The organism is Parabacteroides sp. AF21-43 (assembly GCF_003635435.1).
In the GTDB taxonomy this organism is placed as follows: Bacteria; Bacteroidota; Bacteroidia; order Bacteroidales; family Tannerellaceae; genus Parabacteroides; species Parabacteroides distasonis.
In genome coordinates this window covers 78,693-95,558 of the sequence record NZ_QTMG01000022.1, presented here as the reverse complement: position 1 = coordinate 95,558, position 16,866 = coordinate 78,693, and the positions used below count along the sequence as shown (strand labels likewise).

Annotated in this window: 13 protein-coding genes and 1 pseudogene; 9 read left to right on the top strand and 5 right to left on the bottom strand. The window is 49.2% G+C overall.

What is annotated here, in order from left to right:
- Together DWX84_RS21890 and DWX84_RS15115 are read left to right on the top strand one after the other, a co-directional pair.
- Positions 1–123 (top strand): annotated as a pseudogene (locus tag DWX84_RS21890) (UDP-N-acetylglucosamine 2-epimerase); the annotation flags it as partial.
- 155 nt (positions 124–278) lie between these two features.
- Positions 279–1,910, top strand: a complete 1,632-nt coding sequence (locus DWX84_RS15115; RefSeq protein ID WP_009017210.1) for an IS1182 family transposase — start codon at positions 279–281, stop codon at positions 1,908–1,910.
- Between the two features lie 86 nt (positions 1,911–1,996).
- On the opposite strand, the gene DWX84_RS15110 is transcribed toward DWX84_RS15115, so the two are convergent.
- Positions 1,997–3,157 (bottom strand): ATP-binding protein, encoded by a 1,161-nt coding sequence (locus DWX84_RS15110; protein WP_009017211.1) that lies wholly within the window; start codon positions 3,155–3,157, stop codon positions 1,997–1,999.
- Positions 3,158–3,506: 349 nt separating this feature from the next.
- Between DWX84_RS15110 and DWX84_RS15105 the strand changes: the two genes are divergently transcribed.
- From DWX84_RS15105 to DWX84_RS15075, 7 genes are all read left to right on the top strand, one after another.
- Positions 3,507–5,393, top strand: coding sequence for an amidophosphoribosyltransferase (locus DWX84_RS15105; RefSeq protein ID WP_044545050.1), 1,887 nt, complete (start codon positions 3,507–3,509; stop codon positions 5,391–5,393).
- A complete protein-coding gene (gene carA, locus DWX84_RS15100; RefSeq protein WP_122377548.1) occupies positions 5,390–6,571 on the top strand; it encodes a glutamine-hydrolyzing carbamoyl-phosphate synthase small subunit in 1,182 nt (393 codons plus the stop codon). The genes DWX84_RS15105 and carA overlap by 4 nt, the downstream gene beginning before the upstream one ends.
- A gap of 118 nt (positions 6,572–6,689) precedes the next feature.
- Positions 6,690–9,917 carry a carbamoyl-phosphate synthase (glutamine-hydrolyzing) large subunit gene (gene carB, locus DWX84_RS15095; protein WP_009017212.1) on the top strand — a complete coding sequence of 1,076 codons (3,228 nt, stop codon included), beginning with the start codon at positions 6,690–6,692 and terminating at the stop codon, positions 9,915–9,917.
- Positions 9,918–9,989: 72 nt separating this feature from the next.
- Positions 9,990–10,571 carry a Crp/Fnr family transcriptional regulator gene (locus tag DWX84_RS15090; protein WP_008772471.1) on the top strand — a complete coding sequence of 194 codons (582 nt, stop codon included), beginning with the start codon at positions 9,990–9,992 and terminating at the stop codon, positions 10,569–10,571.
- 61 nt (positions 10,572–10,632) lie between these two features.
- Positions 10,633–11,373, top strand: coding sequence for a (Fe-S)-binding protein (locus DWX84_RS15085; protein WP_009017213.1), 741 nt, complete (start codon positions 10,633–10,635; stop codon positions 11,371–11,373).
- Entirely contained in the window at positions 11,370–12,737 is a 1,368-nt protein-coding gene (locus tag DWX84_RS15080; RefSeq protein WP_009017214.1) for a lactate utilization protein B, read from the top strand. Before DWX84_RS15085 ends, DWX84_RS15080 begins: the two co-directional genes overlap by 4 nt.
- Entirely contained in the window at positions 12,737–13,315 is a 579-nt protein-coding gene (locus DWX84_RS15075) for an LUD domain-containing protein (RefSeq protein WP_009017215.1), read from the top strand. The genes DWX84_RS15080 and DWX84_RS15075 overlap by 1 nt, the downstream gene beginning before the upstream one ends.
- Before the next feature lie 58 nt (positions 13,316–13,373).
- Here the strand turns inward: DWX84_RS15075 and DWX84_RS15070 are convergent, their stop codons facing one another.
- From DWX84_RS15070 to trpC, 4 genes are read right to left on the bottom strand one after another with little or no spacing between them, the layout of a single operon-like run.
- Positions 13,374–14,516 (bottom strand): iron-containing alcohol dehydrogenase, encoded by a 1,143-nt coding sequence (locus DWX84_RS15070; protein WP_048928681.1) that lies wholly within the window; start codon positions 14,514–14,516, stop codon positions 13,374–13,376.
- A 42-nt stretch (positions 14,517–14,558) separates the two neighbouring features.
- Positions 14,559–15,332: a tryptophan synthase subunit alpha gene (trpA, locus tag DWX84_RS15065; RefSeq protein ID WP_048928682.1), complete on the bottom strand. Its 774-nt coding sequence runs from the start codon at positions 15,330–15,332 to the stop codon at positions 14,559–14,561.
- 25 nt (positions 15,333–15,357) lie between these two features.
- Complete coding sequence (locus DWX84_RS15060; protein WP_044544558.1) at positions 15,358–16,071, bottom strand: phosphoribosylanthranilate isomerase; 714 nt, start codon at positions 16,069–16,071, stop codon at positions 15,358–15,360.
- Positions 16,068–16,862: an indole-3-glycerol phosphate synthase TrpC gene (gene trpC, locus DWX84_RS15055; RefSeq protein ID WP_048928683.1), complete on the bottom strand. Its 795-nt coding sequence runs from the start codon at positions 16,860–16,862 to the stop codon at positions 16,068–16,070. Before trpC ends, DWX84_RS15060 begins: the two co-directional genes overlap by 4 nt.
- Between the last annotated feature and the right edge of the window lie 4 nt (positions 16,863–16,866).

The following is a 16,866-nucleotide window of genomic DNA, read 5'->3' as shown; positions in this document are numbered from 1 at the left end:
AGCGAGGTCTCGGCGTTGCTTGATGATACTGTTTATTACGATGCGATGAGCAAGGCGGTTAATCCCTATGGGGATGGATTGGCTTGTGGAAGGATCGTAGAATTTTTGAATCAGAGGAAATGAGGATATGGCAGATAGGCTACCCTCGAGATTGGTAAATAGATAATCCGTTGTTTTTTAACATGGGGCTGTCCAAAAAGTGTGACAGCCCCTTTTTGCTATTGTTTATTTCAGTAAAAAGTATTATCTTACCGTTGCAACAAACAAACATTATAGCGATGACTAAGATAGTATTTAAAGAGTTAACTTCCAACCAAAATGTACTTTTTCCGGTCAGTTTATCGGAAAAGATCGCTCCCAATCATCCCGTCCGTGTCGTAAACAGTGTTGTAGATGCGTTGGATATCAGTTGTCTGCTCTGGTCATATAAAGGAGGAGGCACCAGCAGCTACCATCCCCGTATGATGCTCAAGGTCCTGTTTTATGCCTACCTGAACAATATCTATTCCTGCCGCAAAATAGAAAAGGCCTTGCAGGAGAATATTCACTTCATGTGGTTGTCCGGTAATAGTACTCCCGATTTCCGCACGATCAATGATTTCCGTGGCAAACGTTTAAAAGAACATATAAAATCGTTGTTTTCAGCCATTGTTCTACTGCTACAGGAATCCGGCTATGTCAGTTTGGATGTACAGTATATTGATGGCACCAAAGTGGAATCGGCATCCAACCGCTACACTTTTGTCTGGCGTGGCAGCGTGGAAAAGAACAAGACAAAACTGGAATCGAAAATACAGGCAATCCTTAGTGAGGTTGACAAACATATCGAACAGGACAAACAGGAAAGGACCCCGGATACCTTACCGGATATGGATTCCTGTGGTTTGCGGGAAAAAGTGAGCGCTTTAAACAAACGGCTCTGCGGGATGAACAAAGCTGAGCAGAAGCAAGTCAAAAAGCTACAGGAAGAATATCTGCCCAGCCTTGCCAAATATGAATCGCAATTAGAGAAATTAGGGGACCGTAATTCTTTCAGTAAGACCGATGAGGATGCGACCTTCATGCGCATGAAGGAGGATCATATGAAAAACGGACAATTGAAACCCGCCTATAACATACAGATTGCTACAGAGAATCAATTTATTACCAATCTGGCGATTTACAGGCGTGCCGGAGATACGGGAACTTTAATTCCTTTTTTGAAAGATTTTCGAGAGACTTATCATAGGCAATCCTCTATAGTAGTGGCCGATGCCGGTTATGGAAGCGAACAAAACTACGAGTTTATGGAAAATGCGGGTATAGAGGCTTTTGTCAAGTACAATTATTTCCACAAAGAGCAGAAGCGTTCCTGGAAGAAGGATGCTTTTGCCATACAGAACCTTTACTACAACCGGGAAAGGGATTATTACGTATGCCCGATGGGACAACATATGGAATATAAAGGTCAAAGGAAAAGTAAGTCCGATTTGGGATATGTATCCGTACTGAAGCGTTATCAGGCACAGAACTGTGAGGGTTGCCCGTTGAAATCTCAATGTCATAAATCAAAGACTAACCGGATCATAGAAGTTAACTATAACCTTAACAGGTATAAACAAAAAACACGGGAAAAACTCATGAGTGAAGAAGGTATTTATCATCGGGGCAGACGATGTATAGAACCGGAAGCAGTCTTTGCGCAGATAAAGCATAACTCGACATGGAACCGGTTTAGATTAAGAGGGTTGGAGAAGGTAAAAACAGAGTTTACCCTGGTTGCTATTGCACATAATATAAGGAAACTGGCTAAAAAAGTCAGTTCTCTTTTGTTTTTTACTTATTTCTGTAGGATGGCTTCTCGAAAAGAGATAATTGAGAAGACCAAAGATGGTTTAAAAATAAAAATGGATAATGAACGGGCAGCATAACAAAAAAGAAGGTATCCTTTTCAGACACCTTTTTTGTTTCCGGAAACATGACATTATGCTTCTCACCACCTTTGTATTACAAAAGACTACCACATCATACCCATGAGCCAGAATGGAATGGCGTTGCCTACAGGGTAGTCGGTGTTGTCTCTCAAGACGTAATCCGCTTCTTTAGGATTTTTATTTTTTCCTCCAACTTCTAGGGTTTGTGATACATGGTCTTTTGTAATCACATAATCACCTTTCTTCTCGTCTTTCATGGCGTTTATCTCGTAACCTGCCCTAGAAAAGCAGTGGACAATGTAGGCTTCACGTTCCGTTCCTTGGTCAGCATTCAAAACCTTATAAGCACATGGGTCTGCGAACAACATTTTTGCGCCAGTGCTACGGGCTTTCGTGTCATTGGGGTACCTTACTATTTTCAATAGATCTACACTTTCCATCACAAAGAGTAGTTGATAGAGTTTTTCCGCTCCTATTCCCCAGTCGGAACATAAGGAGGTGACTTGTACACGAGGTATTGAGGAGTTTGCCAGTGTGCCGATAATGGCTCGCATCACACGTAGGTTGTTTTCGGAAATGCTAGGCAGGAAGAACGGTATATCGTTATTGAGAATTTTGTCGATGATAGCCATGTAACGTGCTTCGAAATCTTTCTCTTGGTAGAAAGGACGTGTACCGTAACTACGATAATTGAGGAAATGGTTCAACAGCTCCGCATCTGGTTGTGTAGGTAGTATTGTGTCTCCCAGTTTATACTTGGGGTATATTTGGCCAGTTTCAAGATATAGAAATTCTCTGAACGACATTAAAGGCATCTGTATCGCTACATAACGTCTGGACAAGTCGGCTTTGCCATCACGAAGTACTAACGATGAGGAATCTGAAATCCAGATGATTTTTCCTGGATAGTCATCATACAAGGCCTTCAGATGTATGCTCCAGTTTGATGCGTAGTGAATCTCGTCGATAATAACACCTTCATAACCAAGCATGAATACGCTACTAACTAAGTCATAGAGCGGTTCGCCAATAATCTTCGGATTATCAGCAGAAAAGTATAATAAGCGCCTGCCTTGTGAATGATGGAGTAGAAATGTAGATTTGCCACATCCTCTGGCACCGGTTAGCATCAGGTTTTTAGGGAGCTCATCAAACTCCGTGGTAAATGGTCGCAATCTCTGCGGAAGAGCCGCTAATCGGCGTTGCATGGCCGTTACCAGTGTTTGGAGTATATTTGTATTCATTCTATGGAAATTATATTTACGCACAAAATTACCGAATTATTTCTATGATAGAAAGAATTTATGCAAGAATATTTCTGTGCTAGAAAGAATATTGGTGTTTTTCTTTCTGTTACGGAAATATTACGGTTCTCGGATGGATATCTTTGAAAGGCCTCTTTCAAGAGGGAAATGAGTGGCTTATGGATTGAAAATAAAACCCTCCCTTTTGCTTATAAAATGTAAGCTTTGTTAACCAAACGTCCGATAAAAACATTTTTTCCGTGAAAGTGTCAATTATTTTATGTTTGTTTAAACAATATGTTAGGGATTGTCTGTATCTTTGCGGCAAAATCAAAAAGTTGATTCGACAATGGAAGTATTGAAGCACGAGTGTGGTGTCGCCATGGTCCGGTTACTGAAGCCTTTGGAGTATTATCACGAGAAGTACGGTAGTTGGATGTATGGACTAAACAAGCTCTATTTGCTGATGGAAAAGCAGCATAACAGGGGGCAGGAAGGAGCGGGTTTAGCCTGCGTGAAGTTAGAGGCAAATGCCGGAGAGGAATATATGTTCCGTGAACGGGCCGTCGGGACCGGAGCTATTACCGAGATATTTGCCGCAGTTCACGAACACTACAAGGATTTAACCCCCGAGCAACTCAACGATCCGCTATTCGCCAAAGCCAACCTACCTTTCGCCGGAGAGCTTTATATGGGCCACCTCCGTTACAGTACCACCGGAAAATCCGGAATCTCTTATATCCATCCTTTTTTACGACGCAATAACTGGCGTGCAAAGAACCTTGCCGTTTGCGGAAATTTCAACCTGACAAATGTTCATGAGGTATTCGAGGAGATCACGGCGATCGGCCAGCATCCCCGGAAATATTCCGATACGTATATTATGCTGGAGCAGCTGGGACACCGGCTGGACCGGGAAGTGGAGCGCCTGTACCAAAAGTGTGAGGCGGAAGGATTGAGAGGGATGGATATCACGCATGCCATCGAGGATCAAATCGATTTGTCGAACGTGCTGAAGCGCTGTACTCCGGGCTGGGATGGTGGTTTCGTGATTTGCGGTATCACCGGTAGTGGCGAGTCGTTTAGCGTACGGGACCCGTGGGGAATCCGTCCGGCCTTCTATTATGCGGATGATGAGATTATCGTGTTGGCTTCCGAGCGTCCGGTTATACAAACCGTGATGAACGTGCAGGTAGAGAATATCCGGGAGTTGAATCGGGGAGAGGCGATACTCGTCAACAAGAAAGGCGAGTGGCATATCTCCCAGATCGTGGAGCCGAAAGAGAATAAGGCTTGTTCCTTCGAGCGTATCTACTTCTCACGGGGTAGCGACGTGGATATTTACAGGGAAAGGAAGCGTTTGGGAGATAATCTCGTGCATCCGATCTTGAAAGCGGTGGATTATGATTTGAATCATACCGTCTTCTCTTTTATCCCGAATACGGCTGAGGTCGCTTATTTCGGGATGCAGGAGGGATTGAACAACTATTTGAATAAGCTGAAGAAAGAATGGATCGCCGATCGTAGTCACTTGCTTAGGGAAGAGGAACTGGAGCAAATCCTTTCCATGCGAATCCGCTCGGAGAAAGTAGCTATAAAAGATATAAAATTACGTACATTTATCGCTGAGGGCAATAGCCGCAATGATCTGGCGGCGCACGTATATGATATTACTTACGGAAGTATTGAACCTTTTATCGATAATCTGGTTGTGATAGATGATAGCATCGTGCGGGGTACTACCTTACGCCAGAGTATTATCGGTATCTTGGATCGCCTGCATCCGAAGAAAATCGTAATCGTAAGTTCTTCTCCACAGGTACGTTACCCGGATTATTACGGTATCGATATGTCCCGGATGAACGAGTTTATCGCTTTTAAGGCTGCGGTGGCCCTGTTACGTGACCGGAGGATGGAATACGTGATCTTGGACGCTTATCAGAAGGCGAAGCGACAACAAACAGCGGCGGATGGTCCGTTGGTGAATTACGTAAAGGAGATATACGCCCCGTTTACGGACGAGGAGATATCCGTTAAGATGGTGGAGTTGCTTACACCGGCCGGGACGCAGGCGAAAGTAGAGATTGTCTACCAGACTTTGGAGGGCTTGCATGCCTCTTGTCCGGAGCATCCGGGTGACTGGTATTTCTCCGGCGATTACCCGACACCGGGCGGGACTCGGTTAGTGAACGAGGCTTTTATTCACTATATGGAAGAAGAATATTTAGTGAAATGACACAACATACAGATTCTATGCAGACAAACAGAACAGCAACTTTGATGTTAGACGACGGTACCGTCTTCCGTGGCTACTCTTTCGGCTATGAGAGACCGGTGGCCGGCGAGGTCGTGTTCAATACCGCTATGACCGGATATCCGGAGAGCTTGACGGACCCTTCGTACGCAGGCCAGTTGATGGTGTTGACTTATCCGCTCGTTGGTAACTACGGTGTCCCGCCTCGTACGTTCGAGCCGAACGGGATCGCTACGTTTATGGAGAGCGAGAAGATCCACGCCGAGGCGATTATCGTTAGCGATTACAGCCATGAGTATAGCCACTGGAACGCCGAGTGCGGCTTGGGCGACTGGTTGAAGGAGGAGAAGATCCCGGGCATATACGGTATCGATACGCGTGCGTTGACTAAGAAATTGCGTGAGCATGGCGTGATGATGGGACGCATCGTTATCGGCGATGCCGATAACGAAATTGGAAATGGGGAATTGAAGATCGAGGATTATGAGCATGTGAACTATGTGGATCGGGTATCGTGCAAGGAGATTATTTGTTACCTGCCCGATGGTACGAGCCAGACCTGTTCTTTATCGGAAGCCTCCGATTCCCGATTCTCGATTCTCAATTCTCAATTCCTAAAGCGCGTCGTGCTTTTGGACTGCGGCGTGAAACATAACATCATCCGTTGCCTGTTGAGGCGTAACGTGGCGGTGATCCGTGTGCCTTGGGACTACGACTTCAATCAGCTGGAATACGATGGCTTGTTTATCAGCAACGGTCCGGGCGATCCGGATACTTGCGATGCCGCCGTGCGGAATATCCGTAAGGCGCTTTCCGGGGATAAGCCGATTTGCGGTATTTGCATGGGTAACCAGTTGTTGGCGAAAGCCGGCGGTGCTTCTATTTATAAATTGAAGTACGGTCATCGTAGCCATAACCAGCCGGTACGTATGGTAGGCACGGAGAAATGCTTCATCACCTCGCAGAACCATGGTTACGCCGTGGATAACGATACGCTGGGTGAGGAGTGGGAACCGCTGTTCATCAATATGAATGACGGGACGAACGAGGGTATCAAGCATAAGACGAAGCCTTTCTTCTCCTCTCAGTTCCATCCCGAGGCTTGCAGCGGGCCGCTGGATACGGAGTTCATGTTTGATAAATTCACGGAATTGTTGTAGCCGGGGATTTACGCCCACCCTAAACGAGGGATTAGGGCAACCCTAAATGAGTGTTTAGGTCTACCCTAAACGGGTGTTTAGGCTTACCCTAAAAGAGAACATTAAAAAAAGTAAAGCAATGAAAGAAGATATAAAGAAAGTCCTGATACTCGGTTCCGGAGCCTTGAAGATTGGTGAGGCGGGCGAGTTCGATTATTCAGGCAGCCAAGCCCTGAAGGCGATTAAGGAAGAGGGGATTCAAACGGTATTGATCAATCCGAATATCGCTACGGTACAGACCTCGGAAGGAGTCGCGGACACGGTTTATTTCCTGCCCGTTACTCCTTTTTTTGTGGAAAAGGTGATCGAGAAGGAACGTCCGGAAGGTATCTTGCTCGCTTTCGGCGGGCAGACGGCGTTGAATTGTGGCGTGGCTCTTTACCAAAGCGGCGTGCTGGAGAAGTATGGCGTGAAGGTATTGGGTACCCCGGTGCAGGCTATCATGGATACCGAGGATCGGGAGTTGTTCGTACGCAAGCTGGATGAGATCGACGTGAAGACGATCAAGAGCGAGGCCGTGGAGAACGCCGCTGACGCTCGTCGTGCGGCCGCTGAGCTGGGGTATCCGGTCATCGTCCGTGCCGCTTATGCGCTGGGGGGCTTGGGTTCCGGTTTCTGCGACAATGAGGAAGAATTGGACGTGTTGGTAGAGAAGGCTTTCTCTTTCTCTCCGCAAGTATTGGTGGAGAAAAGCTTGAAGGGCTGGAAAGAGGTAGAGTACGAGGTGGTGCGCGACCGCTTCGATAACTGCATCACGGTATGTAACATGGAGAATTTCGACCCGCTGGGAATCCATACGGGAGAGTCTATCGTGATTGCCCCCTCGCAGACCTTGAGCAATACGGATTATCATAAATTACGTGAGTTGGCGATCCGTATCATTCGCCATATCGGTATCGTGGGCGAGTGTAACGTGCAATACGCTTACGATCCGGAGAGTGAGGATTACCGGGTGATCGAGGTGAACGCCCGCTTGAGCCGTTCTTCGGCCTTGGCTTCTAAGGCGACCGGTTATCCGTTGGCTTTCGTGGCCGCTAAATTAGGCTTGGGCTACGGTTTGTTCGACTTGAAAAACTCCGTGACGAAAACGACTAGCGCTTTCTTTGAGCCGGCTCTCGATTACGTGGTATGTAAGATCCCTCGCTGGGACTTGGGTAAGTTCCACGGCGTGGCTCGTGAGTTGGGTTCCAGCATGAAGTCGGTTGGCGAGGTGATGGCGATCGGACGTACCTTCGAGGAGGCTATCCAGAAGGGCTTGCGTATGATCGGGCAGGGTATGCACGGTTTCGTGGAGAATAAGGAGTTGGTGATCGAGGATATCGATAAGGCGTTGCACGAGCCTACCGATCGCCGCATCTTCGTTATCTCGAAGGCATTCCGGGCCGGTTATACGGTAGACCAGATTCATGAGCTTACCAAGATAGACCGATGGTTCCTACAGAAACTATATGGAATCATGCAGACCTCCAAGGAGCTTCACGCTTTCGATATGAAGGGGATCCAACGTTGGCGCATCAATCCGGAGTTGATCCGCCGGGCGAAGATACAAGGGTTCTCTGATTTCCAGATCGCCCGTGCGATCGGTCTCGACGGGGATGTGGAGAAGGGTATGATGTTGGTTCGCCAGTTCCGTAAGGAGCATGGCATTCTTCCGGCGGTGAAACAGATCGATACCTTGGCCGCCGAGTATCCGGCGCGGACGAATTACCTGTACCTGACGTATAGCGGTACGGAAAACGACGTGACGTACTTGGGCGATCATCGCTCGATTGTCGTGCTGGGTTCCGGCGCTTACCGCATCGGTAGCTCGGTGGAGTTCGACTGGTGTGGCGTGCAGGCCTTGAATACGATCCGTAAGGAGGGTTACCGCTCCGTGATGATCAACTACAATCCCGAGACGGTGTCTACCGACTATGATATGTGCGACCGCCTTTATTTCGACGAGCTTACCTTCGAGCGTGTGATGGATATCCTCGAGCTGGAGAACCCGCACGGCGTGATCGTCTCCACCGGTGGCCAGATCCCGAATAACTTGGCGATGCGTTTGGACGAACAGCATGTGAATATCTTGGGTACGTCAGCTAAGAGCATCGATAATGCCGAGGACCGTGAGAAGTTCTCCGCCATGTTGGATCGTATTGGCGTGGATCAACCCCGCTGGAAAGAGCTTTCTTCCATGGAGGATATCAATGGCTTCGTGGCGGAGGTAGGCTTCCCCGTATTGGTTCGCCCGAGTTACGTGCTGAGTGGCGCCGCCATGAATGTCTGCTCGAATCAAGAGGAGTTGGAGCGTTTCTTGAAATTGGCCGCCAACGTCAGCCAAAAGCATCCGGTGGTGGTAAGCCAGTTCATCGAGCATGCGAAAGAGGTGGAGATGGATGCCGTGGCCGATCATGGTGAGATCGTGATGTATGCCATTAGCGAGCATATCGAGTTTGCCGGGGTTCATTCCGGCGACGCTACGATTCAGTTCCCGGCCCAGAAATTATATGTGGAGACGGTTCGTCGTATCAAGCGTATCAGTAAGCAGATCGCTAAGGAGCTGAATATCTCCGGCCCGTTCAATATCCAATATCTGGCGAAGGGCAATGAGATCAAGGTGATCGAGTGCAACCTTCGTGCCAGCCGTTCCTTCCCGTTCGTGAGCAAGGTGCTGAAGATAAACTTCATCGAGTTGGCTACCCGTGTCATGCTGGGCTTGCCGGTAGAGAAACCGAATAAGAATGAGTTCGATTTGGATTACGTGGGTATCAAGGCCTCTCAATTCTCGTTCAATCGCTTGCAGAAAGCCGATCCGGTATTAGGGGTCGATATGGCTTCCACGGGCGAGGTGGGTTGTCTGGGCGACGATGTATCCGAGGCGGTGTTGACGAGTATGCTCGCTGTCGGGCAACGGGTTCCGGAGAAGAATATCCTCCTGTCCACCGGTACGCCGAAGCAGAAGGTAGCCATGCTGGATGCCGCTAAGATGTTGGCGACGAAAGGCTACAACCTATTCGCTACGGGAGGTACGCACCGTTTCTTGGCGGAGAATGGCATTCCGAGTACGAAGGTGTACTGGCCGAGCGAGAAGGGAGAACCGCAGGCGCTTAAGATGCTTCATGAGAAGCAGATCGATATGGTCGTGAATATCCCTCGTGACCTTTCCGCCGGCGAGCTTGACAACGGCTATAAGATCCGCCGTGCCGCCATCGACCTGAATATCCCGTTGATTACGAATGCCCGTCTGGCGAGCGCTTTCATTCAAGCCTTCTGTACCTTGAGCGTAGATGATATCTGCATCAAGAGTTGGCAGGAATATAAATAAATGGGGGCTTGATGTAAATCAAGTGGTATTTATTTCGTAAGTTTGCGGAAACAAACAAAAACAACCATGAATATGGATACAGCGATATTTATAGCTCGCAGGATTGCGGCGCAATCGATTCTACTCAGTGAGGAAGCTGTTGAGAAACTGGCCTCTATCTTAATCCGGACAGAATTGAAAAAAGGCGCCCTGTTTTTGAGCGAAGGAGAGGTTTGTACGCAACTCGGTTATGTCTATAAGGGAATGGTTCGCCAGTTTTACTTCAAGAATAAGAAAGAGCTGACCGAGCATTTCGCCAGCGAGGACAACATCTTCATTTGCATCGAGAGCTTCTTGCGCCAACGTCCCGCTAATCTGTTGGTGGAGGCCTTGGAGAATACGGTACTGTATGGTATTCCTCATGATCCTTTATTGGCATTGTGCGCCGAGGATTACGAGATCGAGGTCATGTATCGCCGCCTGTTGGAGAATTCGCTGATCCTGTCTCAACGGAAAGCGGATTTCCTTCGTTTCGAGACCGCTAATGAACGTTATGCCCGCTTATTGAAAGAACACCCTGAGATCGTGCAGCGTGCCCCCTTGTCCCATATCGCTTCTTATTTGTTGATGACTCCCGAGACGTTGAGCCGGGTTAGGGCAAATATGCAGTTGTGATGGGCCTTTAGGTGTTAATTATATACGGTGTCGTATATAAGGATATAAAGATATAATTAGTATGAAGGTAGGATTATTTATCCCATGTTACATTAACGCGGTGTATCCCGAAGTGGGTATCGCCTCGTATAAATTGTTGAAGCATGTGGGTGTGGATGTCGATTATCCGATGGACCAGACCTGCTGCGGACAACCCATGGCGAACGCCGGCTTCGAGGATGAGGCGGCTCGCTTGGCCCTCCGGATGGAGGAACAGTTTAAGAACTATGACTACGTGGTAGGCCCCTCGGCCAGTTGCGTAGCCTTCGTAAAAGAGAACCATCCCCATATATTGGGAAAGCGGGATCACGTTTGTATGAACAGTAAGAAGATTTATGATATCTGCGAGTTCTTGCACGACGTGGTGAGACCGGGATCCCTGCCGGCCGTTTTCCCGCATAAGGTGAGTATCCATAATAGTTGCCACGGGGTGCGTGAGTTGCATCTCTCGTCGCCCAGCGAGCGTAATATCCCGTACTATTCCAAGTTACGTGATCTTCTTTCCTTGGTGAAAGGTATCGAGGTGTTCGAGCCGAGGCGGGTGGACGAATGTTGCGGTTTCGGCGGTATGTTCGCCATCGAGGAGCCTGAGGTCTCTACTTGCATGGGACAAGACAAGGTAAAGGATCATATGAGTACCGGCGCCGAGTATATCACCGGGGCGGATAGCTCTTGCCTGATGCATATGGAAGGGGTTATCAAGCGGGAGAAACTTCCGATCAAGACTATTCACATCGTTCAAATATTAGCGTCCGGATTATGAGTACGAAACATGCTATAGCTGCGGCCCGTTTCCTAGAGAATAAGGAGAATGAGGCTTGGCACGACCATACGCTTTGGATGGTACGTACCAAACGGGATAAGATGAGCCATTCGCTTCCCGAGTGGGAGCGGTTGAGAGAGTTGGCTTCGGAGATCAAGCTTTACTCCAACAGCCATCTGGACACGCTTCTGGAGGAGTTCGAGAAAAATGCGATCGCCAACGGGGCTATCGTGCATTGGGCGAAAGATGCCGAGGAGCATAACGAGATCGTCTTGCGGATCTTGCGCCAGCATGATGCCCGGAACCTGATCAAGAGCAAATCGATGCTGACGGAGGAATGCCATATGAATGAGTTCTTGATGTCGAAAGGAATCGATGTGGTGGAGAGCGATTTGGGTGAGCGTATCTTGCAATTGATGCATTTGGCCCCGAGCCATATCGTGATGCCGGCGATCCATATTAAACGGGAGCAGATCAGCGAGATGATGGAGCGTGAGATGGGAACGGAGAAAGGGAATATCGACCCTACCTACCTGACGCATGCCGCCCGTAAGAATCTGCGTGAGAAATTCCTGCATGCCGACGTGGCGATGACGGGCGCTAACTTCGCCGTCGCCTCTACGGGCGAGATCGTGGTTTGTACCAATGAGGGAAACGCCGATATGGGAACCTCCTTCCCGAAGGTGCATATCGCTACGATGGGGATGGAGAAGATCGTACCGAATCTGGAGGCATTGGGCGTATTCACTCGTTTGCTGGCTCGTTCGGGTACGGGGCAACCCATCACGTCTTATACTTCCCATTATCGCCGTCCGTCCGAGGGACAAGAGTTCCATATCATTATCGTGGATAACGGGCGTAGTGATATCTTGGCGAAACCGGATCATATTCGTACGTTGAATTGCATCCGTTGTGGCGAGTGCATGAATACCTGTCCGGTATATCGCAGGAGTGGTGGCTATTCGTATACGTATTTCATTCCGGGACCGATCGGGATCAACTTGGGTATGCTGAGGAATCCGGAGGAATATTCGGATAACGTATCGGCTTGCTCCTTATGTCTTTCTTGCTCGAACGTTTGTCCGGTAAAGATCGATTTGGGCGAGCAGATTTACCGTTGGCGGCAAGATTTGGATAAGATCGGTAAGGCGAGCAAGGAGAAGAAAGTGATGTCTTTCGGCATGAAGTTCTTGATGGAACGTCCGGGATTGTTCAATACGGCGTTGAAGTTTGCTCCGGTAGTGAATCATTTGCCCCGTTTCATGGTCTACAATGGCTTGAACGCTTGGGGCAAGGGACGTGAGCTTCCGGCTTTCGCCAAGGAGTCGTTTAATGATATGTGGAAGAATAATAAGGTGAGATAATGAGTAGTAAAGATTCTATATTGGCGAGTATCCGTCGTCATACGGGTACATGCCACGAGATGCCTGAGCTTACGTTGGAGGCGATTACCTATGCGGATAAGTTGGCTACGTTCTCGGAGGTGTTAGCCGGGGCGGGTGGCAAGGCCATCGAGTTAAAGCCCGGCGAGGATGTGAATGAGGTGATCCGCCGTGAGTTTCCGGAGGCGAAACGTATCGCCTCGAATTTGAAGGAGATTACTTGCGCTACCTTTAACCCGGATGGGCTGACCGATCCCCGGGAGTTGAACGGAACGGACGTATCTGTGGTGGAGGGTAGTTTCGGCGTGGCGGAGAATGCCGCTGTCTGGTTACCCCGTCAGGTACGTTATAAAGGTCTGTACTTTATCTCGAACGCTTTGGTGATCTTGTTGGACAAGACTCAATTGGTTCATACGATGAATGAGGCTTACCGCCGTACTGCCACTATGGATTATGATTACGGAGTCTTCATGTCCGGTCCCTCAAAGACTGCTGACATTGAACAAGCCTTGGTATTCGGGGCGCATGGCCCGATCCAAGTAGTAGTCCTGTTAAGATAAAATCTATACCCTTTTGAGGGGATGAGACGGGGCACGCCCCGTCTCTACAAGTTGTACGTTATTTACAGCTCTCCAATATTTCCCGTGCCACGCTACCCGTTACATTCTTCGCCTCCCCGAAGGCGGCGTTTCGTTCATTGAAGCGATTCTCGATCTCGGTGATTGTCGTATCGCCGATCTTCTCTTGGCTGAGGCGGGTAGATAAACCGAGGCTTTGGAAAAATTGCTCGGTCTTCTCGATGGCTTGGCTTACCCGTTCCTCTGTCGTTCCACTATGGATACCCCATACCCGTTCGCCGTATTGCAGGATCTTGCCCTCTTTCTGCTTGCGTAGGGTGCGTAAGGTTCCGGGGAAGACGATCGCTAAGGTCGCTCCATGCGTCAATCCGTGAAGGGCGGTTAGCTCGTGTCCGATCATATGGGTAGCCCAGTCCTGCGTTACGCCCATAGCGATAAAGCCGTTCAAGCCCATCGTGGCGGATAGCATGAAATCTGCCATCAGGTCGTAATTCCTCGGATCTTCCTTAATCTTCGGGGCGATCTCAACCAAGGTGCTTAAGATGCTTTCCGCCCAATGATCCATCAAGCGGGATTGGTCGGTCGTAGTCATATATTGCTCCATCACGTGGACGAAGGTATCGGCGATACCGCAAGCCACTTGATACGGGGGTAGACTGAAGGTCGTCTCCGGATCCAAGATCGAGAATACGGGGAAATTGCTGTAGAACGGGAATTTCTCTTGCGTCTCTTTCCGGGAGATCACGGCCCCGCTATTCATCTCGGAACCTGTGGCGGGCAGGGTCAGTACGGTACCCATGGGCACGGTATGATAGTAATACCCTTTCTGTACCAATTCCCAAGGATCACCGTCGTACAGGATGCCGGCGGAGATTAGCTTCGTCCCGTCTATGACGGAGCCACCGCCTACCGCCAATAGAAAATCCACCTGCTTGCCTTTCGCTATCTGGATAGCTTCTCGCAAGGTCTCGATGGTGGGGTTAGGCTCGATGCCCCAGAACTCGATATAGTCACGATCCTTTAGCGCCTTGATCACTTGGTCGTACACACCGTTTTGCTTTACGCTACCTCCTCCGAAGGTGATCATGATGCGATGCACCATCGGGATGGCCGTACTCAGTTTCTCAATCATGCCCTTACCGAATAATAAACGGGTTGGGTTGTGAAAAGTGAAGTTATTCATAGGACTATTTACTGTTTTTATATGTAAACATGAATAGGGTTCCTATTGTTTTAGGGCTTCCAGTAACTTATCGACCGCCTCGGCGGGAGTAGCTTCACTCTTTAGTAACTGGACGAACTTGCTACCGATGATGGCACCGGAAGAATGGGCTGTCGCCGCCTCGAAAGTGGCTTTATTGCTGATGCCGAAACCTACCAAGCGGGGATTCTGTAGGTTCATGGCGTTGATACGACGGAAATAGGCCTGCTTTTGTTCGTTGAAGTCTTGTTGGGCTCCGGTCGTGGCGGCGCTGGATACCATATAGATAAATCCGCTGGTATGGGCATCGATCTGCCGGATTCGTTCCTCGGAGGTCTCTGGGGTGATCAGCATGATCATTTTTAGGTCATGGCGATCGGCGATCTCCTTGTAGTCGGAGATATAATCGGCATAAGGCAGGTCGGGGATGATCATTCCGTCTACGCCGGCCTCTATGCAACTCTCGCAGAATTTCTCGAAACCGTATTGCATGATGGGGTTCAGGTAGCCCATTAGGATGATCGGGATCTGTACTTCGCTCCGGATCTCTTTCAATTGCTCGAATAGGAGGTGCAGTGACATCCCGTTACGCAACGCTTGCGTGGCGGCCTCTTGGATGACGGGGCCGTCTGCCATCGGGTCGGAGAAAGGGATTCCTACTTCTACCATGTGGATACCTTTAGCCTGTAAGGCTTTTAAGATGCTTGCCGTATCGTTTAAGTTCGGATAACCGGCGGTGAAATAGACGGAGAGTATTCCGTCTTTCTGGGTCTGGAATAAGTTTGTGATGCGATTCATTTTGAATTCTATTTTAAAAATACTATCAGACGGTGGGAGACGGGGCACGCCCCGTCTCTACAGCTGGATGTAAAATTTGTTGGATGAAATTCTTTAGTTTGTCGACGTCTTTCAATCCCGGCTCAATCTCGAAGCCACTGTTGAGGTCGATACCTGCGAGACGGGGATGCCGGAAGTTCCGGATCGCCTCTGCGTTTTCCGGACGGATGCCTCCGCTGAGCAAGAAGGGAGTCTCTCCTTTATATTCGGTTAGGATGGACCAATCGAAACGTTTGCCTGAGCCTCCATAGCCCTCGCATCTCGTATCGAAAAGGAAATAATCCACTCGGCCCTCATACTCCTTGGTCTTCTTGAAATCCTCTTTGGAGGCGATCGGGAAGGTTTTGATTAAGGAGTATCCTCTTTTCTGTAGGGTGTGGCAATCTTCCGGCGATTCGTTACCGTGAAGTTGGAGATAGTCTAGCTTGTAGGCGGAGGCTGTCTCCATCATGGACTCGATGGTAGCGTTGACGAAAACGCCCACTTTTTTAGTTGATAGTTGACAGTTGACAGTTGACAGTTGCGACAAGCGGTATTTAACTGTCAATTGTCCACTGTCCACTGTCCACTGCTTCGTCGGGCTTTGCCCGATGAAGCGCGGGGAGCGTTCGTAGAAGATGAGGCCGATCCAGTTGACGGCTAGGGCGGAGACTTCTTGGATGTTCCGGGAGTCTCGCATTCCGCATACTTTGATGATCATGCCAGTCCTCCTATAAAATCGGCTAGGGTATCGCCCGGCCTCTCGGTTTTCATGAAGGTCTCTCCGATCAGGAATCCACGGAAACCGGCCTCACGCAATTGGCGTACGGTATCGGTCTCGGATATTCCGCTCTCGGACACTAAAAGAGGGGAGAAGCCTCGCATCTTATCGACCAACTTGAATGAGTTGTTTACATCCGTATGGAAGGTGCCGAGATTACGGTTGTTCACGCCGAGCATATCGATATCCGCATTCATGTATTTGAGCTCGTCCTCGCTATGGACTTCCAGCAAGACTTCCAATTGCAGGCTATGGGCGGTCTCGGCGAGTATCCGGCATTCTTCTTCCGTAAGGGCGGCGGCGATCAACAAGACAGCGTCGGCGCCCATCACCCGGGCTTGGAAGAGTTGGTAGGTATCGATGATGAAGTCCTTGCGAAGTAATGGGAGATCCACCAGCTTGCGGGCCTTTTGCAAGTCGCCCAAGGAACCTCCGAAGAAATCCCCGTCCGTAAGGATCGAGCAGGTGGAGGCTCCTCCGGCCTCGTAAGCGGGCACCACGTCGGCGATATTCGCACCCGGATGCAGCCAGCCCTTGGAGGGGCTTTTACGCTTGAACTCGGCGATAATACCGGAGGGGGATGATTCCAGCGCCGCACGCATGGAACGTGTGTCACGCTCCATACGGTCGCTACCTAAAGCCAATAAGGTCTGTAAGCTTACGGCCTGTTTCTGCCGGGCTACCTCGATGCGCTTATTGGCGATAATATCTTGTAAGATGTCCTTTTTCATAGGA